Source organism: Stenotrophomonas rhizophila (assembly GCF_003651185.1).
GTDB classification, from domain to species: Bacteria; Pseudomonadota; Gammaproteobacteria; order Xanthomonadales; family Xanthomonadaceae; genus Stenotrophomonas; species Stenotrophomonas maltophilia_Z.
Map to the genome: position 1 here is coordinate 1,278,590 of NZ_RCDC01000004.1, position 20,218 is coordinate 1,298,807.

Annotated in this window: 20 protein-coding genes; 9 read left to right on the forward strand and 11 right to left on the reverse strand. The window is 67.3% G+C overall.

All coding sequences use genetic code 11. From position 1 onward, the window contains the following. Nucleotides 1–2: 2 nt before the first annotated feature. Entirely contained in the window at nucleotides 3–1,250 is a 1,248-nt protein-coding gene (locus BCL79_RS05770; protein WP_121038520.1) for a DUF418 domain-containing protein, read from the reverse strand. A gap of 83 nt (nucleotides 1,251–1,333) precedes the next feature. Then, the gene (locus BCL79_RS05775) at nucleotides 1,334–1,813 is read right to left on the reverse strand and encodes an FKBP-type peptidyl-prolyl cis-trans isomerase (RefSeq protein WP_088433264.1); all 480 of its coding nucleotides are present in this window, start codon (nucleotides 1,811–1,813) and stop codon (nucleotides 1,334–1,336) included. Nucleotides 1,814–1,924: 111 nt separating this feature from the next. On the opposite strand from BCL79_RS05775, the gene BCL79_RS05780 reads away from it, so the two are divergent. The 3 genes from BCL79_RS05780 to BCL79_RS05790 all read left to right on the forward strand — a co-directional run bounded on the left by BCL79_RS05780 (nucleotide 1,925) and on the right by BCL79_RS05790 (nucleotide 4,955). After that, nucleotides 1,925–2,464 (forward strand): C40 family peptidase, encoded by a 540-nt coding sequence (locus BCL79_RS05780; protein ID WP_121038523.1) that lies wholly within the window; start codon nucleotides 1,925–1,927, stop codon nucleotides 2,462–2,464. A 131-nt stretch (nucleotides 2,465–2,595) separates the two neighbouring features. Beyond that, on the forward strand, nucleotides 2,596–3,372 hold the full coding sequence (locus BCL79_RS05785) for a C40 family peptidase (protein WP_121038526.1): 777 nt from the start codon (nucleotides 2,596–2,598) through the stop codon (nucleotides 3,370–3,372). Between the two features lie 245 nt (nucleotides 3,373–3,617). Further along, nucleotides 3,618–4,955 carry a sigma-54 interaction domain-containing protein gene (locus BCL79_RS05790; protein ID WP_121038529.1) on the forward strand — a complete coding sequence of 446 codons (1,338 nt, stop codon included), beginning with the start codon at nucleotides 3,618–3,620 and terminating at the stop codon, nucleotides 4,953–4,955. Between the two features lie 36 nt (nucleotides 4,956–4,991). Here the strand turns inward: BCL79_RS05790 and BCL79_RS05795 are convergent, their stop codons facing one another. The 7 genes from BCL79_RS05795 to BCL79_RS05825 form a co-directional block, all read right to left on the reverse strand. Then, the gene (locus BCL79_RS05795) at nucleotides 4,992–6,308 is read right to left on the reverse strand and encodes a hypothetical protein (protein ID WP_121038531.1); all 1,317 of its coding nucleotides are present in this window, start codon (nucleotides 6,306–6,308) and stop codon (nucleotides 4,992–4,994) included. Nucleotides 6,309–6,356: 48 nt separating this feature from the next. Continuing rightward, entirely contained in the window at nucleotides 6,357–7,121 is a 765-nt protein-coding gene (locus BCL79_RS05800) for a hypothetical protein (RefSeq protein ID WP_121038534.1), read from the reverse strand. Nucleotides 7,122–7,130: 9 nt separating this feature from the next. Continuing rightward, complete coding sequence (locus BCL79_RS05805) at nucleotides 7,131–7,790, reverse strand: C39 family peptidase (RefSeq protein ID WP_226956711.1); 660 nt, start codon at nucleotides 7,788–7,790, stop codon at nucleotides 7,131–7,133. A 183-nt stretch (nucleotides 7,791–7,973) separates the two neighbouring features. Continuing rightward, nucleotides 7,974–9,452: an adhesin gene (locus BCL79_RS05810; RefSeq protein ID WP_121038540.1), complete on the reverse strand. Its 1,479-nt coding sequence runs from the start codon at nucleotides 9,450–9,452 to the stop codon at nucleotides 7,974–7,976. Between the two features lie 44 nt (nucleotides 9,453–9,496). Beyond that, nucleotides 9,497–10,135, reverse strand: a complete 639-nt coding sequence (locus BCL79_RS05815; RefSeq protein WP_121038543.1) for a hypothetical protein — start codon at nucleotides 10,133–10,135, stop codon at nucleotides 9,497–9,499. Further along, entirely contained in the window at nucleotides 10,132–10,662 is a 531-nt protein-coding gene (locus tag BCL79_RS05820) for a hypothetical protein (protein ID WP_121041176.1), read from the reverse strand. Before BCL79_RS05820 ends, BCL79_RS05815 begins: the two co-directional genes overlap by 4 nt. Nucleotides 10,663–11,314: 652 nt before the next feature. Then, on the reverse strand, nucleotides 11,315–12,643 hold the full coding sequence (locus BCL79_RS05825) for a dicarboxylate/amino acid:cation symporter (RefSeq protein ID WP_121038546.1): 1,329 nt from the start codon (nucleotides 12,641–12,643) through the stop codon (nucleotides 11,315–11,317). A gap of 149 nt (nucleotides 12,644–12,792) precedes the next feature. Here BCL79_RS05825 and BCL79_RS05830 point away from each other — a divergent pair, with 149 nt between their 5' ends. The 5 genes from BCL79_RS05830 to BCL79_RS05850 all read left to right on the forward strand — a co-directional run bounded on the left by BCL79_RS05830 (nucleotide 12,793) and on the right by BCL79_RS05850 (nucleotide 17,585). After that, the gene (locus BCL79_RS05830; protein ID WP_121038549.1) at nucleotides 12,793–14,505 is read left to right on the forward strand and encodes an alkaline phosphatase; all 1,713 of its coding nucleotides are present in this window, start codon (nucleotides 12,793–12,795) and stop codon (nucleotides 14,503–14,505) included. Next, complete coding sequence (locus BCL79_RS05835; protein ID WP_121038552.1) at nucleotides 14,505–15,065, forward strand: WG repeat-containing protein; 561 nt, start codon at nucleotides 14,505–14,507, stop codon at nucleotides 15,063–15,065. The genes BCL79_RS05830 and BCL79_RS05835 overlap by 1 nt, the downstream gene beginning before the upstream one ends. 65 nt (nucleotides 15,066–15,130) lie before the next feature. Further along, nucleotides 15,131–16,420: a tRNA lysidine(34) synthetase TilS gene (gene tilS / locus BCL79_RS05840; RefSeq protein WP_121038555.1), complete on the forward strand. Its 1,290-nt coding sequence runs from the start codon at nucleotides 15,131–15,133 to the stop codon at nucleotides 16,418–16,420. A gap of 36 nt (nucleotides 16,421–16,456) precedes the next feature. Next, entirely contained in the window at nucleotides 16,457–16,717 is a 261-nt protein-coding gene (locus BCL79_RS05845) for an exodeoxyribonuclease VII small subunit (protein ID WP_019182618.1), read from the forward strand. Beyond that, complete coding sequence (locus tag BCL79_RS05850) at nucleotides 16,707–17,585, forward strand: polyprenyl synthetase family protein (protein ID WP_121038558.1); 879 nt, start codon at nucleotides 16,707–16,709, stop codon at nucleotides 17,583–17,585. The genes BCL79_RS05845 and BCL79_RS05850 overlap by 11 nt, the downstream gene beginning before the upstream one ends. 102 nt (nucleotides 17,586–17,687) lie before the next feature. On the opposite strand, the gene BCL79_RS05855 is transcribed toward BCL79_RS05850, so the two are convergent. Continuing rightward, nucleotides 17,688–18,065 carry a DUF4870 domain-containing protein gene (locus BCL79_RS05855; protein ID WP_121038561.1) on the reverse strand — a complete coding sequence of 126 codons (378 nt, stop codon included), beginning with the start codon at nucleotides 18,063–18,065 and terminating at the stop codon, nucleotides 17,688–17,690. A gap of 78 nt (nucleotides 18,066–18,143) precedes the next feature. Further along, nucleotides 18,144–19,511 (reverse strand): metalloprotease PmbA, encoded by a 1,368-nt coding sequence (gene pmbA, locus BCL79_RS05860; RefSeq protein ID WP_121038564.1) that lies wholly within the window; start codon nucleotides 19,509–19,511, stop codon nucleotides 18,144–18,146. Between the two features lie 68 nt (nucleotides 19,512–19,579). Here pmbA and yjgA point away from each other — a divergent pair, with 68 nt between their 5' ends. After that, complete coding sequence (gene yjgA, locus BCL79_RS05865; protein WP_121038567.1) at nucleotides 19,580–20,188, forward strand: ribosome biogenesis factor YjgA; 609 nt, start codon at nucleotides 19,580–19,582, stop codon at nucleotides 20,186–20,188. Nucleotides 20,189–20,218: the final 30 nt, after the last annotated feature.

Here is a 20,218-nt window from a genome sequence, read left to right on the forward strand (position 1 = left end):
TGTCAGGCCCGGCGCAACGGCGGCCACTGCAGATAGGTCATCGCGCGCCAGATCCACTCCAGCGGCCCGAACCGGAAGTACCGCAGCCACGCATGGCTGATCGCGAGCTGCAGCGCGAACAGCGCCAGCGCGAACGGGATCTGCCACAGCCGCGGCATCGTTTCGAACGCGCCCCATCCATAGCCATAGAACACCCAGGTACAGACCAGCGACTGGCCGATGTAATGCGTGAGCGCCATCCGCCCCATCGGCGCCAGCATCTGCAGGCGTGCGCGCCAGTGCACGATCCAGGCCAGATAGCCCAGGCACATCAGCAGCCCGGCCAGTGCACTGATCGCATACGCCACGCCGCTGCGCAGATCCAGCGTGCCAGGTGCCTGATAGGGGTGCCAGATCGCACTGCCCAGCATCAGCACCAGCCCGACCGGCAACGCGATCCAGCGCAGCCGTGCATACAGCCGCGCAAACCGCTCGGGTTCGGCCAGCGCGCCACTGCGCGCGAACCAACTGCCGATCAGGAACATGCCCAGCACTTCCGGACCGATCACGAAGATGCCCGACAGCATCGCGCCGAGATCACGCAGGCGCTGTCCCACCGCCTGCCCCCAGCTGCCATGCGCGTACGCCTGGCGCTGCAGCTCGATCGTGCGTTGGGCCTGGGCGATGGCCTCGCGCAGCGGTTCCTGCGTGTGCTCCATGCTGGCCATCCAGCTCATCAACGCCCCCAGCACCAGCACCAGGGCGGCAGCGCCCAGATAGCTGATCGCGCCCATCGCGGGCAACCAACTGCGCGGCGCCTCGCGGCAGGCGAGCAGCAGCAGCGAGATCAACGCGTAGATCACCAGGATGTCGCCGGACCACACCAGCACCGCGTGGCACAGGCCGATCAGCAGCAGTGCCGCACTGCGGCGCAGATAGAACGGTGCGAATGCGCGACCGGCCGCGTCGGCGCGCTGCGCCATGACCGAGAACCCCGCGCCGAACAGCAGCGAGAACAGGGTGAAGAACTTGCCCTGGACCAGCACGTAGATGGCCGCATCGGCCCAGTAGTCCGCGCCCTGCCAATGCGGATCGATGCCGGTGAAGGACAGGTCCAGCGGACCGCTGAAGGCCTCCATGTTCATCAGCAGGATGCCCAGCAGCGCGAACCCGCGCAGGATGTCGATGACGGCGATGCGCTCGTGGGCACCCACCGGCTGCAAAGGAGAAGAAGCTGCGTTCACAGGCAATCCGCTGACCAGGCCCGCCATTATGCCGTGCGCGCGGGGGCCTGCCGCACGAACGAAAACGGCCCGCCGAAGCGGGCCGTTGGATCAACGAGGGATTACAGCACTCAGTGCTGGTGGCCGCCGTCGCCGTGCACGTGGCCGTGCTCGATTTCTTCCTTGCTGGCTTCGCGCACGTCAACGATCTCCACGTTGAAGTGCAGGTCCTTGCCGGCCATCGGGTGGTTCAGGTCGACATCGACCACGCTCATGCCGACCTTCTCGACGGTGACCGCGCGCGGGCCAAAGTTGGTCTGCAGCACGACCTGCTGGCCCGGCACCAGCTTGCTGGTGCCGAAGTGCTTCTTGGGCACGCGCTGGGTCAGGCCTTCGCGGCGCTCGCCGTAGGCATCGGTCGCCTTCACGTCCACCTCGAAGGTGGCGCCGGCTTCCTTGTCCATCATGGCGTTTTCCAGGCCCGGGATGATGTTGCCGTGGCCGATCAGGATCGCCAGCGGATCACGGTCCTTGGAGCTCTCGATCGGCTCCTGGCCCTGCTCGGCGACGGTGTAATGGAAACGGACGACGCGGTCTTTTTCGATCTTCATGCGCAACTCTGGTCTGGAGACTGCCGAGGGCAGACGGGTGAGGCGGGTTGTGGCCTGCCGGATACGCCGCCATCATGACGGCCTTCTAAGGTCGCGCATTATCCGGACAACATGCACATGACGCCAGTTTCGCGCCTGACCCGCCTGCCCGGCCGCCTGGCCCTGCTGGCGATCATCGCCCTGCTGAGCGCCTGTGGCGGCGGCAAGACCACCCGCCCGGCCCCGCCGCCCGCCTCCACCCAGGTATGGCCCAGCGTGGCCCCGAACGACCCGCAGGCCGCCAACGCAGTGCTGATGCGCGCCATCGGCCTGGTGGGCACGCCCTACCGTTACGGCGGCAACACCCCGGAATCCGGCTTCGACTGCAGCGGCCTGGTCGCCTATGTCTACCGCGAGATGCTTGATCTGCGCCTGCCGCGCACCTCGCGCGATCTGGCCGCCGTGCAGGGGCCGAAGATCGATCCCAAGCGCCTGGCGCCGGGCGATCTGGTGTTTTTCGGCACCAAGGGCAACGTGTTCCATGTCGGCATCTATGTCGGTGAAGGCCGCTTCGTGCACGCCCCCAGCACCGGCGGCACCGTCCGGCTGGACTCGCTCGGCGGTCCCTACTGGAAGGACCACTACACGGGGGCGAAACGCGTCCTTAACTAACCTGAACAGGGGTAAGGTCCAATTTTGTGACCAACATCACATAGTTGTAAACGAAAAATTAACGGAATTTGTACCTAATCACTGCGCTTACACGGCATCATCACCCATCGTTTTTATTCAGTGACCGCCGCGTGACGACAGACGACCTGACGTGCAAAGGCCAGACCGCCGCCATCCGGCGACGCGCCCGCCCCGCTTTCCTCGCTGCAGCACTCTGCCTGGCCAGCCTTCCGGCCTGGGCGCAGTCCGCACCGACGACCGCTCCCGAGGTTGCTGCATCCCCCGTCACTGTCACCCCCGATTCTTCCGCGCCGGCCAAGCCCAAGGCTGATGCGCCGGCCCGCAGCAAGGCCGATGCCGCTGCCAGCGCCACCCTCGCCGCCCTGCTTCCGCACCTGGCCGCCAACGACACCATCCCGCTCATGGACCGCTCGGCGATGTTCGCCGGTGATCTGAGCCGCCTGCTCGCCAACTACGACGCCAGCACCGGCGCCATTACCGTGGCCGGCGACGCCGCCGAAAACGGCAAGGTCCAGTCCCTGCTGCGCCGTGCGATGACCCTGCTCGGCACCCCGTACCGCTGGGGTGGCACCTCGCCGGACAGTGGTTTCGACTGCAGCGGCCTGGTCGGCTATGTATTCCGCACCGCGCTGGGCGTGGAACTGCCGCGCGTGTCGCGCGAAATGGCCCATGACGGCGCGGCCGAACTGATCAACGACCGCAACGCCCTGGCGGCGGGCGACCTGGTGTTCTTCGGCCGCAAGGGCCGGGTCGACCACGTCGGCATCTATGTCGGCGAAGGTCGCTTCCTGCATGCCCCGAGCACCGGCAAGGACGTCCGCGTCGACAGCCTGGTCAGCGGCTACTGGGGCGGCAAGTTCATGCAGGCCCGCCGCGTCGATCTCTGACGCGCCCTGCTGAACCGATGGATCGAAGGCCGCTGCCCCGCAGCGGCCTTTTTCGTTGGGCCCGGCGATGGCCGCTGACCGGCCCAACCCGCGTTCCTTTCTCTGTCACCGCCTGTTTTCCAGCGGGCGACACGCCCGGCGCACGCGCGCCGCGGCGGGGGACGGACCCGGACGTGGGGCGGCACGTCCTGGGCAACCGATCAGGCAGCAGACACCGCCCGTGATCCTCGTCGACAAGGTGACGCATGGCGGCTGTCCCCGATTTTCCTGCCCGGTGTGTGATCTGGTTTGGGCAACCCCTCGCGCTTGAACGGGCGACGCTGGCTGCGGCCGGCTGGCAGGTGCGCGGCGTCGCCCCCGAGCAGTGCGCCGGCATCGGCATGCGTGGCAGCGATCAGGTCGTCGGCCTGCTGGACCTGCGTACCGTGGTCCCGGCCAACCTGGCCCACCTGCAACAGCTGCTGGTCGACCACCGCCACATGAGCCTGCTGGCGTTGTTGCCGGCCGCTCCGCTGCGCGCCTCGCCGGTGCTGGATGCGCTGCTCGCCGCCTGTGTGGATACCTACACCGCCCCGATCGATCTGCCGCGCGTCGTGCAGCGGCTGCAGCAGCTGGCGGGCGCCGAACCCCTGCCCGCGCCCCATGGCCCGCAGTCCCTGATCGGCGACAGCGCGGTCCTGCAGGTCACCCGCGCGGCCATCCGCAAGTACGCACCGGTAGACCTGCCGGTACTGATCACCGGCGAAACCGGCACCGGCAAGGAACTCGCGGCACAGGCACTGCACGCGCTGTCCGCGCGCCACGCGCGTCCCTTCCTGGCGGTGAACTGCGGCGCCATCCCGGCCGCGCTCGTCCAGTCCGAGCTGTTCGGCCACGAGCGGGGCGCCTTCACCGGTGCGGCAACGCGGCGCCTGGGCCTGTTTGAATCGGCCAGTGGCGGCACCGTATTCCTGGACGAGATCGGCGACCTGCCGCTGGATGCGCAGACCAATCTGCTGCGTGTACTGCAGGAAGGCACCGTCGAACGCGTCGGCAGCAACCGGCCGCTGGCGGTGGATGTGCGTGTGTTGGCCGCCACCCACGTCGATCTTGAAGCCGCGGTCGAACAGGGCCACTTCCGGCGCGATCTGTTCTATCGGCTCAACGTGCTGCGCCTGCCCCTGCCACCGCTGCGCGAGCGCGGCACGGATATCGCGATGCTGGCCCAGCATTTTCTCGCCAGCTTCCGGCATCGCCACGTCACCCGGGCGCGTGGCTTCACCGCCGATGCCGTCCAGGCGCTGGAGCGCTTTGCATGGCCGGGCAATGTGCGCGAGCTGCTCAACCGGGTGCAGCGTGCAGCGATCGTCAGCGATGCCGAACTGATCACCGCCGCGGATCTGGAGTTGAGCCAGCCGCTGCTGCCCATCACCGCGCACGGCCTGCACGGCGCAAAGCAGGTCGCCGAACGCGAGACCCTGCTGCATGCCCTGCGCCAGAACGACTTCAACATCGCCGCCTGCGCCCGCCACATGCAGGTCTCGCGGGTGACTGTCTACCGGCTGTGCCGCAAGCACCAGCTGGCGCTCCCCGAACTGCGCTGACCCCTGGACGGTGGCGTAGCCCCCTGCGCAGCGCGCCTACAAGCTGTACGGCACCTTGAAGGCCAGGGTGAAGTCCGGTGCATCCGGGGTCAGGCCGATGCCCAGCAGGCTCACCAGCGTGGTTTTCTGGTTGAGGGCGTAGGTGATGCCCAGGTTGAGCGTGCCCGCGTTGGCGTCACTGCCGATCACCTTCAGCCACTGGCCGTTCTTGTAGCGCGTGGAGGCGCGCGCGCTCAGCTTGTCGCTGAAGGAGATGCTCAGGCTGGTGCGCTCGTTGAACGCGAACGCTACGCCGGCACCGAAGTAATACGAACCGCCCAGCTTCACATCCCCCGGGTTGGTGGTGTCCGGGTTCGCATCGATGTCATCGAAGCTGCGCGGGAAGGAATGGATGTAACCGATGTTGGCGAACAGGATCGCCGGATCGGCGGTCTTCACTGCGGACAGCCCGACGTTGGCCTGCCACACCCCGTTGCCGGTGGGCTGCTGCTCGGGCACGGCGAAGCGGATGAAGTCATCGTCGTCGCGCTCGAGCACCTTCCAGTCCAGCCCATACGGTGCACGCCCGGTCGGCGCGGTCGCGCCCACGGTCAGCACGGTTTCCGGCAGCCGCCCACGTTCGGCGAACAACCGATAGTTGGCGCTCACGCCAACATCGCCGATGCCGTTGCCGGTGGTTTCTTCCTGCGCGATCGCCGCCGCGGAACCGCCGGCGCCGCCCTTCTGGAACACGGTCTTGCGAGCGAGATACGGGACGTCCAGGTTCAAGGTAAGGCGCGGACTGACACCCCAGCGCGCGGCCAGGTTGTAGGTCAGCGTGTCCGACTCGACGTTCTCGATGGCGATGTTGCCCAGGAAGATCGCATCCAACGCCAGGAAGCCGTTGAGGCTGAGTTGCTTGCGGTCATAGCGCGCGTAGGACAGGCTGTTTTCGATCGTGAAGCGGCGACTGAACAGCGCGGCCTGCTGCTGTTTGACGTCATCCACGCTGCGCCGCGATTCCTGTTTGGCCTGCTGCGCTTCGGCCGCCGAGCTGGCGTAACCATCGGCGCTGGCCGGTGCGGCGGGCGTGCCAGCCGGCAGGGCCTGTTGAGGTGGAGGTGCGGCACCGGCGACCGGCGCGGTCTTGCCGGTCAACCGCGCCTGCATGGCCTGCACCTGCATGTCCAGCTCGCGCAGGCGGCGTACTTCCTGCGCGTAATTGGCTTTCAGGCTTTCCAGCTGCGCCATCAAGGCCTTGACGTCGGCTGCGTCATCGGGCGCCGGCTGTTGTGCCTGTGCCTGGGCGGACGCAGCCGCCATGAGTGCCAGCGCCGCCAGCGCCAGCGGTGTTGCGCGGATCATCGTGTGCATTGCCTTGGCCCACTGTTGTGTTGTCGCTCCCCCTGCCGTGCCGCAAGCTCACTGGCCCGGCCCCATGCCTACCCCGCGTACCAGCGTCATCGCCTGCGCCACGTTCTGATTGAGCGGAACGTTGTTGGCCAGCGACTGCCGGACAAGGTCGATCTGCAGCCGGTTGGTCACCGACTGTCCATCACTGCCCAACACGATGCTCTGCCCGACGCTGCCGTTGCGGATCCACTGCTGGACCGCACCCACGCCCTCGATCTGCAGCTGCACCTTGGCCGTGTTGCCCTCCAGCTGGGCCAGCGCGCTGACGCCGCCCTGCTGCACGCTGGCCAGGTTCACCCCTTCGCCGGTGGGCGCAGGTGCGGTGCCATCACGTACGGTGAGCTGGGTGGCGTTGCTGGCCAGGTTGCCGTCACCGGCCACCTGGATGCTCTGACTCAGGCCAGCCACGTTCTGCAGGCCGCTGGAATCCACGCTGCGCCCGGGTGTCACCGGCAGCGGTGCATCGGCAGCGGTCACACTCACGCTCGGTGCGAAGCTGATCTTCGGTGTGCTGCCGCCGTGGCTGAAGTCCATGCCCAGCTTCAGCGCGCTCTGTGCGGACTGCCCGCCGGCGGTCTGCCATTGCGAGACCATGGTGACGCCGAACCACGCCACGGTGTTGCCACCGACCGTGTAGCGGCCCCGCATGAGGTTCAATTCCGGATCGGGGATCTCGCTCAATCCCTTGCCGGGCCGGCTCTCGTCGGCATGCGCCGGCGCGATGCCCAGCAGGGCAAGCAGCACGATGCCGGGCGTCCAGGTTGCGATGTTCATGGTGCCTCCTTAAAACAGATCGGCATGGGTGAATCCGAAATCGACCAGTTCCGCATCGGTGATCGGCCCCTGCCTGGCGTACAGCGAACGGGCACTCGGCCGTTCACCGGGCTGCAGCAGCACCGTGTTGCGATCGAAGTCACTGCCGATCACGACAAACACGGCGCGCGACGGCCACGCCTGGAGAAATTCGCTGACGGGAATGCTGCGGTTGCCCAGGATCGGGTCGGCGACATCCACCAGATCGCCGCGGACCTGTTTGAGGACCACGAAGTGGCGGAAGCCCCGCACATCCATCAACACCAGCCCGGGCACGCGCAGTGAGCGCAGGCGCTCTTCATTGACGCGGTAGCCGCGCCCACGCATGCCCATCGATTCGACGTAACGCTTGATGTCCAGCAGCGAGAAACCGCGCTGGTGGACCAGTTGTGGATCCGAGACCCCCATCATCCCTTCGATCACCGTGCTCTCATCGGCCTCCAGGTGGTAGGCGTAGCGCAGGATCGTGGCCAGGGCAGCTGCGCCACAGCTGTAATCGGTGTGTTGCCGTACGACATTGCGGAAGCGCCGTTCCTGCATGCTCTCCACGCGCTGGGTGAGGACCGCCCCGTTGGGCAGCACACCACTGAAGCCGACGTCGCCGGCACGCACGATGCCCATCGGCATCATCAGCACCGACAAGGCCCACACCAGCACCCACGTGCGCATACGACTGGACATGTAGTACTCCGGCTCAGGAAGGAGCCCCTGCCCCAAGGGGGAGAAGGGACAGGGGCTCCCGGGGAGCCCGGTCATTGGCGGATGACCGGGTTTGTTGCGCTCAACGCGTACTGCTTGCGAAAACGGACAGACTTACTGTTCCGGACCGCCGCCACCACCGCCGCCGGTGGAGGGCTGTGCAACCGCCAGGGCCAGACTGTTGGCCTGCAGGTTGCCGGTACCGGAGGCCACGTTCACCCCGATGTTGCCGGAGGCGCCGGAGAACGCACTGCCGGACAGCGCCGCGGTGTTGGTCGCATCCACGTTCACCCAACGGGTGGTGGAGACGGTGCCGCTCAGGCTCGCGTAGAGATCGGCCACGCCCAGTTCAACGAACTGGCTGGTGCCGCGCTCATCGGTATCGAACGCAATGCCGCCCACGCCCGGACGATTCGGGTTGGCGGTGGCATTCTGGATATCGCTATCCATGTCGATATGACCGGTTTCGCTGCCGCTCGGGTGATCCAGCGCGCCGCTCCAGGTATCCAGGTAGTAGTTGTCTTTCTGGTAGGCACTACCCGAACCGCTGTAACGGCCCGCACCGACGGCCAACGTGGCACCGGCAACGCGACCGCTCAGGTTCACGTCCACGGTGTCGGTCATCGACTGCAGGTAGCCGGCGTTGCTGACGGTGTTGCCGGAGGACACCTGGTTGGAGCTGATGCTCGAGGTCGCATAGGCGCTGGTGGCGACCGAGGCGGCGAGCGCGTTCTTCTGCTCGTTGTTGTTGCCCGAGGCGACGTTGGCACCAATGTTGCCGGACGCACCGCTGAAGGCATTGCCACCCAGGCCCGCGGCGTTGGTCACGCCCGAGTTGAGGGTGGTGTTGCCACCGCCGAACTGGTTGACGAAGACTTCCGCATCGGCCATGCCGAAGCTGAAGGACGCATCGGCAGCGGACAGCGAGGCCGCATTGTCCTGGGCGTTGTTGTCGCCGGCGGCGACGTTGAAGCCCAGGTTGCCGGAGGCATCGGCACCGACGTCGTCGGCGATCGAGGCGCTGTTGGTCACCAGGCTGTTGCCGGCCAGGTTGTTGGTGACCGACTGGCGGTTGTCGATGACGGCGATGGCGGCCGAGTCGATATCGATCGAGCCGGTGATTTCCGGATCACCCGAGAAGCTGATGTCCGAGCTCAGGCGCAGGTCTTTTTCGATGTTGACATCAACGCCGTGGTTGTTCTTTTCCTGGCGTTCGTCGGCCTGGATGTTGCTGGTCTTGTTGACGTTCTCGGTGACGTTGCGGTTGCTGGTCACGTCGCGGTTGCTGGTGACATTGGTATTGCTCGTCACGTTGTCGTTGATGGTGGTGTTGGTGGTGCTGTTGTTGTTGCGGGTGTTGTTCCAGGTCCGGTTCCAGGTGCGCGAATCGGTATCGGTGTTGGTGGTGGTATTGGTTTCGGTGTTCGTATCGGTGTTGGTGTTGGTGCGCGTTTCAGCCACGTTGTGCAGGTGGTTGATGTTCGCGCTCTGGTTCTGGTTGTCGCGGTCATTGCCCCAGCCATTGGCGCCGGCGGAGGCGGATGCAGCGGCGACGGCGATGGCCAGTACGGTCCGTTTCATGTTGGTGTTCATGGTGCCCTCTCTCTCATCACAGACAATCGGGTGGATGTGACTACTCACGGGGTGGACTGCACCGAAATGCTCAGTTGGTTTGCGGTGGCGTTGCCGGATCCCGCGATCTGATTGAGTTGCAGGACGCCGTCGAATCCCTGCAGCGCGGAGGCTTCGACCGCCACCCTGCGAGTTCCGGCCGACCGACCGCTGTTGACGGCCCCCTGCCCCCCTGCTGACGCGAGTGCGCCCGACCCGGCCAAAGCCGCGTCGTTCGTTTCGCGTATGCCCTGTTGCGCCAGCGTGGCGGTGACGACGTTGAGCGTCGCGTTGCCATTGCCGCTGGCCTGGTTGATCGATGCGACGCCGCTGGCGCCGTTCAGTGCCTGGCCGCCGAGCGTGGCGCTGGCGTCCATGGCGGTGTCGCTGAGGCTGAGATTGTTGGACTGCTGCTGGCGTGCATCCACCTGGATGTGGGCGTTGCGGCCATTGGCGATGCCCATCAGGTTGGCCTGCTGGTTGAGGTCACCGGCCGCCATGTTGACGGTGATGGCGCCGTCGGCACCGGCCAGCGTGCGGCCATCGATGCGGCTCTGGTTGAGGTAGGAAAGCATCGCGGCGTAGTCGTTGCCCTGCTGGGCGTGTGCAGCCCAGGGAGCCAGCAACAGGCTGCTCAGCAGTGCTGTGCGCAGGACGGCGTTCATTTGCCGGGCCCGCCCACAGGCTGGCCGAGCGGGAACTGGGCGAGTGCGCCACGCACCTGGTCGCCGATGCCGCGGGTCGCGTTGCCGACGGCGCCCATGGGGCCGCCGATGGTGTTGCTGAACTGGCCGCTGGAGAGCATGCCGCTGTCGGTGACTTTGCCGAGCGTGCCGTTGACCGTATGGCCGGTGACGCGTTCGATGGTGGTGGCGTTGCGGGGAATGCCGGCGCCGGTGTTGGAACCGAGCGAGGCGTAATCGTCGTCGCTGAGTTCATCCATGCCGGTGGAGGTGCCGAGGGCGTGGCCGATTTCGCGGCGCGGTGAGGGGTCTGCGATCAGCGCCATGCCGGGGGGCGCAGGGCGGTACGCAGGCCGTGCGGAGACGTCACGCAGCAGGACGATTTCGCCGGATTGTGCTTTGACGCCCTGGCGTGCGCCGGAGGCGTCGGCGGCGGCCGGCACGATGAGTGCGGCGGCAAGCAGCCAGAATGTGGTGTGTCGTGTGCGGTGTGCGGCAACGCTGTCCATGGCGACCTCCGATGACATGCGGAGGGATGGAGCAGCATTCGTGCCAAGTTCCGGACGCCCGTGTTTGCGGGGTTTTTGTGGGAGTCCGGTTAATGGCGCGCAACATTGCTGTTACAGCGGCGTTAGCGTTTGTGCGTATGAATAGGTTTGGCGATGGACGGCGTTGCGCTGAGAGGCAAGCGTGGTGCGGGTGTATCACGGGTGTTACACCGGGTGATACAGGGGGTTACGGTGCGGATTCAGGGTGGATTCCTGGCGAGCGTAGCGCGTCACTATTCACTGGCGGAGGCGGCCGGCGCGTCGAGCGCTGGGCCAACGCTACGGTTGCCGGCGGATGTCCCCCGGCGCCGGCCTGCGGCCGTCTCCTCCTCCTTGATTTCGCCCACAAGCGCAGCGCGGCCCATCGTGTCCAGCCACTGGCGCCTCACGGCAAGCACCGGTTTGCAGTACGCCTACCACCGCGGACGAGCCCCGAAGCGGCCGGTAGGCGCCTGGGCAAAATAAAGGAGGAGGCCGTCGCCGCCAGGCGGCGGCCGGGGGACATTTGCCGAGGGGCCTGCCGGTCGCTTCGGGGCGTAACGCTCGCGGCGACCCCAAGCGGAAAAAAAAGACCGGCTCTCGCCGGTCTGTGGGTGGTGCGTTCGTGCCTGCATCAGGACGTTCGTTCTTCGCCTTCATCCACGCCGAGGTTGGTGGATGGGTTGTCGTAGATCTCACGGTCGAGCAGACCGGTTTCCTTGGCGACGATCACCGGGACCAGCATCTGGCCGGTGACGTTGGTCATGGTGCGCATCATGTCCAGGATGCGGTCGATGGCGTAGAGGTAGCCGATGGTCTCCAGCGGAAGGTTGGCGGCGCTGAGGACGACGGTGGCCATGACCACGGCGGTGCCGGGGACGCCCGCGGTGCCGAAGCTGCCCAGGACCGAGGCGATCAGGACGACGATGTACTGCTCGGGGGTGAGCGGCACGCCGGTGTACTGGGCGATGAAGACGGCGCACAGGGCCGGATAGATCGCGCCGCAGCCGTCCATCTTGATGCTGGCGCCGAGGGGGACGGCGAAGGAAGCGTAGTCCTTGTTGACGCCGAGGTTGTGGGTGATCGAGCGCATCGCGGCGGGCATGGCGGCGAAGCTGGAGGAGCTGACGAAGGCGACCTGCATGCCGGGGGCGGCGCCGCGGAAGAACTTGAGCGGGTTCAGGCCGTGCATGAGCAGCAGGCTGCCGTAGACCACCACGATGTGCAGGGCGCAGGCGATGTACAGGGCGAGCACGAAGTTGCCGAGCGGCAGCAGTTTTTCGAAGCCGTAGCTGCCGACCAGGCCGGCGATCAGGCCGAAGGTGCCCAGCGGGGTGATCTCCAGCACGAAGCGGGTGACCTGGATCATGATCTCGCTCATCTGCCCGGTCAGCTTGCGTGCCTCGCTGACCTTGTCGCCGAGCTTGACCATGGCAAAACCGAGCAGGCCGGCGAAGAAGATCACCGGCAGGATCGAGCCGCGCCCGGCGGCCAGGACGGTTTCACCGGCGCTGTTGATGCGGGTGCCGATGCCGGTCAGCGCGTAGAACACGTTGGAGGGCACGACATCCATCAGCACCTTGATCACGCTGGGTACTTCGCGCGGGGTGTAGCCGTGGTCCATGCTCAGGCTGAGCGCGCCGTTGCCGGGCTGCATGACGGTGCCGACGGCCAGGCCCACGCACACCGCCAGCGCGGCAGTGATGATGAACCACAGGAAGGTGCGCCCGCCCAGCGCCGCCACGGACTTCTGACCGTGCAGCGAGGAGATGGCGTTGATCACGGCGAAGAACACCAGCGGCACCGCGATCATCTTGATCAGGGTGACGTAGAGATCGCCCAGCGGGCCGAACCAGGTTTCGGCCGCCGGCCCGAGCAGCCAGCCGGCCAGTGCGCCGAGGACGAAGCCGCCGAGGACCCGTTGCCAGAAGGGGATCCGCAACCAGGCAGAGACCAGCTTCATGCGCATTCCAGAGATGATTTGACAGCTAGGCACCTTAGCCCAAGCGGGGCCGTGGAACGAGGCGTACACGGAAAATCAGCGTGTCATCGGCGTGCCTTGCGGCGTTCTGCATAATGAACGCCCGTTTCACATGTGAGATGCATTCATCCATGTCCCGTTTCACGCCTCTGGTGGCCGCCGTCACCACCCTGCTGCTCGGCGCCTGCGCCACTACCGCTCCCTCCTCCAGCGCCACTACCGGCGCGGTCCAGGTCGATGTGCCGGCCATTGCCCACCCCGCCGGGGAGACCCCGCAGTGGTGGTACCGCAGCGGTGCGGCGCGCGCGGCCAGCACCGGTGCGATGGACGGCAAGGCCAAAAACGTCATCCTGTTCCTGGGTGACGGCATGAGCCTGACCACGGTGGCCGCGGCGCGCATCTTCGAGGGGCAGCGCAACGGGCATCCGGGCGAGGAGAACCTGCTGTCCTGGGAGCGCTTCCCGGCCACGGCGTTCAGCAAGACCTACAACACCGATTCGCAGACGCCGGATTCGGCCGGCACGATGACGGCAATCACCACCGGCGTGAAGACCCACATGGGCGCAATCGGGGTCAGCGCGGGCACCCGCAATGACTGCGCCGACAGCCTGAACAAGGGGCTGCTGACGTGGTTGCAGCTGGCTGACAGCGCCGGCATGGCGACCGGCGTGGTCTCCACCGCGCGCCTGACCCATGCCACCCCGGCGGCGACCTACGCGCACTCGCCGGAGCGCAACTGGGAAAACGACACCGACGTGCCGGACGAGGCCAAGGCCGCCGGCTGCCGCGATATCGCCCAGCAGCTGTTGTCGACCTCGCGCTTCGGGCGCGGCCCGCTGGTCGCCCTCGGCGGTGGCCGCGGTGAGTTCACCACGGTGGAAGAGCGCGATCCGGAATACGACGACAAGGTCGGCCAGCGCCTGGACGGGCGCAGCCTGGTGACCGAGTGGCAGCAGGCGCACCCGCAGGGTGCCTATGTGTGGAACGCCAAGCAGCTGCAGGCCGCCGCGAACGCACCGGCGATCCTGGGCCTGTTCGAGCCGGACCACATGCGCTACGAAGCCGAGCGCAAGGAGGATCCGGCCGGTGAGCCCAGCCTTGCCGAACTGACCCAGGCGGCGATCGCCAACCTGTCGCGCCACCAGGAAGGCTATGTGCTGATGGTGGAAGGCGCGCGCATCGATCACGCCAACCACAGCGGCAATGCCTACCGGGCACTGACCGATACCGTGGCACTGTCCGATGCGGTGCGCGCCGCCGTCGAGGCGACCTCGGATCAGGACACCCTGATCATCGTCACCGCCGACCATTCGCATACGCTGAACTTCGTCGGCTACCCGGCACGTGGCAACCCGATCCTGGGCAAGGTCAAGGACAAGGGTGGCGAAGACGGCGCCGGCAAGCTGGACCTGGCCCGCGATGGCCTGGGCCTGCCCTACACCACGCTGACCTACGCCAACGGCCCGGGCTACACCGGTGCCACCAACCAGCAGCCGGTCGGCCCGAAGCGCTACCCGCACAACCCGAGCAGCTTCGATCCGAGCACCGGCCGGCCGGACCTGACCGCGGTGGATACCGAGCATCCCGATTACATGCAGGAAGCGCTGGTGCCCGCCAAGAGCGAATCGCATGGCGGTGAAGACGTCGGCATCTGGGCACGTGGCCCGGGCAGCAAGGCGGTGCGCGGCACGATGGAGCAGAACGCGATCTACCACATGATCGTGCAGGCCACGCCGCGCCTGCGCCTGCGCCTGTGCGAGGCCGGCACCTGCGACGCCAAGGGCGTGCCGGTCGAGCTGCCCAAGCCGACCGCGTTCGAGCGCCAGGCCGGCGATAGCAAGTGATGCGTGGGCTTCGTCACAGCGCAACGAGCAGGGGCCGCCTCGCGCGGCCCCTGCTGCTGGCAGCCAGCCTGCTCGCCTCCGGCATGGCCTGGGGCGCCGGCACCGGGTGCACCGCCTTCACCGAGGAAGACGGCCTGCAGCCTTTGCGCGGGTGCCAGTGGCTCAACGGCCGTCTTGCGCTTGAGACCAACGCGTTGGCGTCGTTGTCCTACGATCAGGACGGGCTGGCCGCGGTCCACGCCGGCGGCGGATTCCACTATGTCCGTGCCGATGGCCGGCAGTTGCCGGTGATCACCTTCGACAACGGCCCGGACTACGTCGTGGAAGGATTGGTGCGCGGCCGCGTGGGCGCGCGCATCGGCTACTTCGATACCCAGCTGCGCCAGGCGTTCCCGGCCACCTTCGATTTCGGCTGGGCGTTCGATGACGGGGTGGCCCGCGTCTGCCAAGGCTGCCGACCCGGCACGCCGGACGATCATGGCCACATCGCGATGGTCGGTGGCACCTGGTATCGCATCGATCGGCACGGGCGTCCGGCGATGGATGCCGGCACGCCATGACGGCCCTGCGTGGCAACGTCGCCGCGCAGCGCCGATACTGCCGGTCTGCCTGAGATCGCGTCCCCATGACAGCCCCGCTTCCCCATCCCCCGTCCGTCGCCCATCCCGTGCTGGTGGGCTTCAGTGGTGGGCTGGATTCCACCGTCCTGCTGCACTGGCTGGCCACCTCGGCGGCCCAGCGCACCGCGGGCCTGCGCGCCGTACATATCCATCATGGCCTGCAGGAGCAGGCCGATGCCTGGACCGTGCACTGCACGCAGGTGTGCGCGCGCTGGAATATCCCGCTGCGGGTGCTCCGTGTCCAGGTGCAACGCAACCAGGGGCAAGGGCCGGAAGCTGCCGCGCGGCATGCACGCCGTGAGGCGTTCGCCTCGCAGCTGCTGCCCGGCGAACAGTTGGCGCTGGCCCACCATCGCGACGACCAGGCCGAAACCTTCCTGCTGCGGGCGCTGCGTGGCTCCGGGGTGGATGGATTGGCGTCCATGCAGGTCACCAGCGCATTTGGCGCCGGCACCGTGTGGCGGCCGTTGCTGGAGGTTCCGCGCAGCACCCTGCGTGCGCATGCCCAGGCCGAGGGCCTGGACTGGATCGAAGACCCCAGCAACGCCAGTGACGATGCCGACCGCAATTTCCTGCGCCTGCAGGTACTGCCGCAGCTTCGTCAGCGCTGGGCGCAGGCCGATGCCGCCTTCGCGCGCAGCGCCGCGTTGTGCGCGCAGTCCCAGCATCTGCTCGACAGTGCCGACCGCGACGCACTGGAACGCTGCAGCGTCGGCCCCGGTGTGATCGACTGCGGGCGGCTGATGCGCCAGCCGGTGGAACGACGTGCACGCCTGCTGCGGCATTGGGTACGTGGCAGTGGCCTGCCGCCACTGCCTGCCGCCGGGGTCGAGGCGGTCGAACGCGAGCTGCTCCCGGCCGCGCACCATGCCGATGCGCAGTTTGCCTGGCAGGGTGCGCGCATCCGCCGTTGGCGCGGGCAGTTGCACTTGCTGTCGGCCAGCCTCGCACTGCCGGCCGACTGGAGCGTGCACTGGGATGGCCGCGCGCCGCTGGCCCTGCCCGATGGGGGCGCGCTGCGCCTGCTCGGCACGGACGCCGGGTTCGACAGCCCCGTGCAGATCCGCGCGCGCCGCGGCGGCGAGCGCATCCAGCTGCCCGGGCGCACACATTCCCATGCGCTCAAGGATCTGCTGCAACAGCAGGGCCTGCCGCCGTGGCAGCGCCGTCAGCTGCCGCTGCTGTTTGATGAAGACACGCTGCTGGCCGCGGGCGACCGCGTGATCGGTGCGGCCCTGCAGCCGTGGTTGCAGGCCCATCATGCGCAGTTGCAGTGGACCCCGGGCGCGGCGTGAATTGACCCCGCCGGGCCAGCAGCCCACACTTGGCGCATGGCAAAGAAGTCCCCCAATGAAACCTCCCCGGTCGCCCACTTCGAGCAGTCGCTGGAAGAACTGGAGCAACTGGTGGAGAAGATGGAAACCGGCGAAATGAGCCTGGAACAATCGCTCAGCGCCTACGAACGTGGCGTCGGGCTGTACCGCCAGTGCCAGCAGGCGCTGGAACAGGCCGAACTGCGCGTGCGCCTGCTCAGCGATCCGGCCCAGCCCGACACCGCCGTGCCGTTCGACCCGCCCAGCCATGACGGTTGAGGCCACGTTCGCGCGGTGGCGCGACCGTATCGAAAGCCAGCTCGACGCCGGCCTGCCTTCCCCGTCCGATGCCCCCCGAGGGCTGCATCAGGCGATGCGTTATGCGGTGCTCGGGGGCGGCAAGCGCATGCGGCCGCTGCTGGTCTATGCCGGCGGCCGGGTCTTCAGCGCCGACGAAAACGCACTGGATGCGCCTGCGATGGCGGTGGAGCTGATCCATGCGTATTCGCTGGTGCACGACGATCTGCCGGCGATGGACGATGACGCCTTGCGGCGCGGCCGCCCGACCACGCATATCGCCTTCGATGAAGCCACCGCGATCCTCGCCGGCGATGCCCTGCAGACGCGCGCTTTCAGCCTGATCGCCGACGCGGCGTTGCCAGCGCAGCTGCGCGTGGAGTGCCTGCAGACCCTGGCGCACGCCTCCGGCGCGGCCGGCATGTGCGGCGGCCAGGCCTTGGATATCGACGCCACTGGCCATCAGCAGCCGTTGCAGGCTCTGGAACGCATGCATGCGCTCAAGACCGGTGCGCTGATCCGCGCTGCGGTGCGCATGGGCGCGCTGTGCGGCCAAGCACCTGCCGCGGATATGGCGACGCTGGATACGGTGGCCTCGGCGCTGGGCCTGGCCTTCCAGGTGCGCGATGACATCCTCGATGTCGAGGCCAGTTCCGAACAGCTCGGCAAGACCGCTGGCAAGGACGAAGCGCAGGCCAAATCGACCTTCCCGGCGCTGCTGGGCATGGACGGTGCCAAGGCGCATCTGCGCACGTTGAGCGAGCAGATGTTCGACGGTCTGGCCGGCTATGGTGAGTCGGCCGATGCCCTGCGTGCGCTGGCCAAGCTGGCGGTTGAGCGGGATCACTGAGCGATCGCGCAGGCCGCCACGCATGGCGTGGCCCTACAACGCCAGGACACAAAAAAACGCCCGGGATTCCCGGGCGTTTTTCGTTCCAGCGCAGCGGATCGATTACTTGATCAGGCGCAGGGTGAACGGATAGCGATAGGCTTCACCGTTGTTGGCCTTGACCGCCGCCAGGATGCACAGCACCAGGTTGGCGATCCATACCAGGGTCAGCAGCAGGCCGCCGATCAACACGACCAGCAGGATGGTGGAGATGACGTAGGCGATCAAGACGGTGATCTGGAAGTTCAGCGCTTCCTTGGCCTGGTCGGTCACGAAGCCCTTCTGCGGGTCATCCTTGTTCACCAGCCAGATGATCAGCGCACCGATGAAGCCGGTGAAAATACCCAGCAGGTGGGCTACCAGCGACAGCGTACGCTGGTCGGCCGGTGCAGCGCCGGCCGGCGGCGGCGGCGGGGTGGTGACGTTATCGAAATCGCTCACGTGAAACTCCTTGTTCGAGGTAATGGGTAGTGCACGCGGCAGGCTCCCCGCCTGCCAGGGCAGCCTCCATAGAATACGTCAATCGTTACCAGCAACGGTCATTCGTCCTACAAGGATCGACCCGGTGTGCACGTGCGAGCGCGGGTCGATGTCGGTGCCCACCGCTTCGATGCTGGCGAACATGTCCTTGAGGTTGCCGGCGATGGTGATGCCGTCCACCGGGTAGCTGATCTCGCCGTTCTCCACGCGGAAGCCGCCGGCACCACGCGAGTAGTCGCCGGTGATGCTGTTGACGCCCTGTCCCATCAGTTCGGTGACCAGCAGGCCATTGCCCATCTGCCGGGCAATGGAGACCAGATCACCCGCGTTGGCGGTGACCTTGAGGTTGTGTACGCCACCGGCATTGGCGGTGGTCGGCAGGCCGAGCTTGCGTGCCGAATAGCTGCCCAGGATGTAGCGCTCCAGCACGCCATCGCGGATCAGCGCTGAATTGCGGGTGGCCACGCCATCGCCATCGAAGGCGGCCGAGCGCAGCCCACGGCGCAGCAGCGGCAGCTCTTCGATGCCGAACCAGTCCGGGAACAGGCGCGTGCCGACGCTGTCGAGCAGGAAGCTGGCACGGCGGTACAGCGCGCCACCGGAGACGGCGCCGAGCAGATGGCCGATCAGCGAGCGGGCCACCTCCGGCGAATACAGCACCGGCATCTGCGCCGTGGTCATCGAGCGCGGCTCCAGCCGGGCCACGGTACGCGCGGCGGCACGGCGGCCGATCGACGCCGCATCGTCCAGGTCTTCGCGGGCCAGCGCGCTGCTGTACCAACCGTCGCGCTGCATGCCATCGCCCTGCCCGGCGATCAGCGCGCAGCCGATCGAATGGTGGCTGCTGCGCTCGCGGCCGATGAAGCCATGCGAGTTGGCGTACACCGACAGGCTCTGCGCGGTCGCCGCCGAGGCACCGTCGGAATTGCTGATGCGGGTGTCGGCCTCACGGCCGGCCGCTTCGCAGGCCAGGGCCAGATCCAGCGCCGCATCGGCGCTGAGTTCCCAGGGGTGCCAGCCGTCCAGATCCGGGAATTCACGGGCCATCAGCGCCGCCTCGGCCAGGCCGGCGGCCTCGTCGTCCTCGGTGTGGCGGGCGATCGCGCAGGCCTGGGCCACGGTCGACTCCAGGCTGCTCTCACGCAGGTCGGCGGTGCTGGCGCTGCCCTTGCGCTGGCCGACGTAGACGGTCACGGCGATGCCGCGGTCACGGGTGGACTCGACCGTTTCGACCTCGCCCAGGCGCACGTTCACATCCAGGCCGCGCTCATCGCTGCAGCTGACCTCGGCCTGGGTGGCGCCCAGGGCCTTGGCCCGCTCCAGCAGGCGCTGGGAGATGTCGGCCAGCTGCTCCAGGCGCTGCAGGCTGTCGTCGGCCGGGGAGACTTCAGGGGAGATCACGTTCAATGCTTTATCCTGTACAGGTGAGTGCCCGGCGCGACGCCGGCACAGTTTACGGATGTGGAAATAAGACGATGCGCGGACGCGACGAAGAAACCGGTGAATTCCTTGATATCAGCCGCAGCCAGAACCGCCGGGCTGCGCTGGACGTGCTGGCCCTGGGCGAAAAGCTGGTCTCGCTGACCCCGGCCCAGCTGGCGCGCCTGCCGGTGCCCGAAGATCTGCTGCCGCACATCGCCGAGGCCAAGCGCATCACCGCGCATATCGCCCACAAGCGCCAGCTGGCGTTCCTGGCCAAGCACATGCGCCGCGAAGACGACGCCGTGCTGGATGCGATCCGCGATGCGCTGGATGCCAACAGCGAGACCTCGCGCCGTGAAGTGGCGACCATGCACCGCGTGGAAGACTGGCGCGAACGCCTGCTCAAGGACGGCGACAAGGCGCTGGGCGCGTTGCTGGACGAATACCCGCATGCCGACCGCCAGCAGCTGCGTACGCTGGTCCGCAACGCCCAGGCCGAAAAGGCCAAGAACAAGCCGCCGCGCGCCTACCGCGAGATCTTCCAGCTGCTGCGTGCGCTGCTGCTGCCGGCCGCGCTCGGCCTGGAAGGCGTGAACGCCGGCTCCGAAGACGCGCTGGACGACGCGGTCGACACCGACAGCGACGAGAACGCCGAGGACTGAGTCCCGGCGCTCACGCGGCGGCGCCAGCAC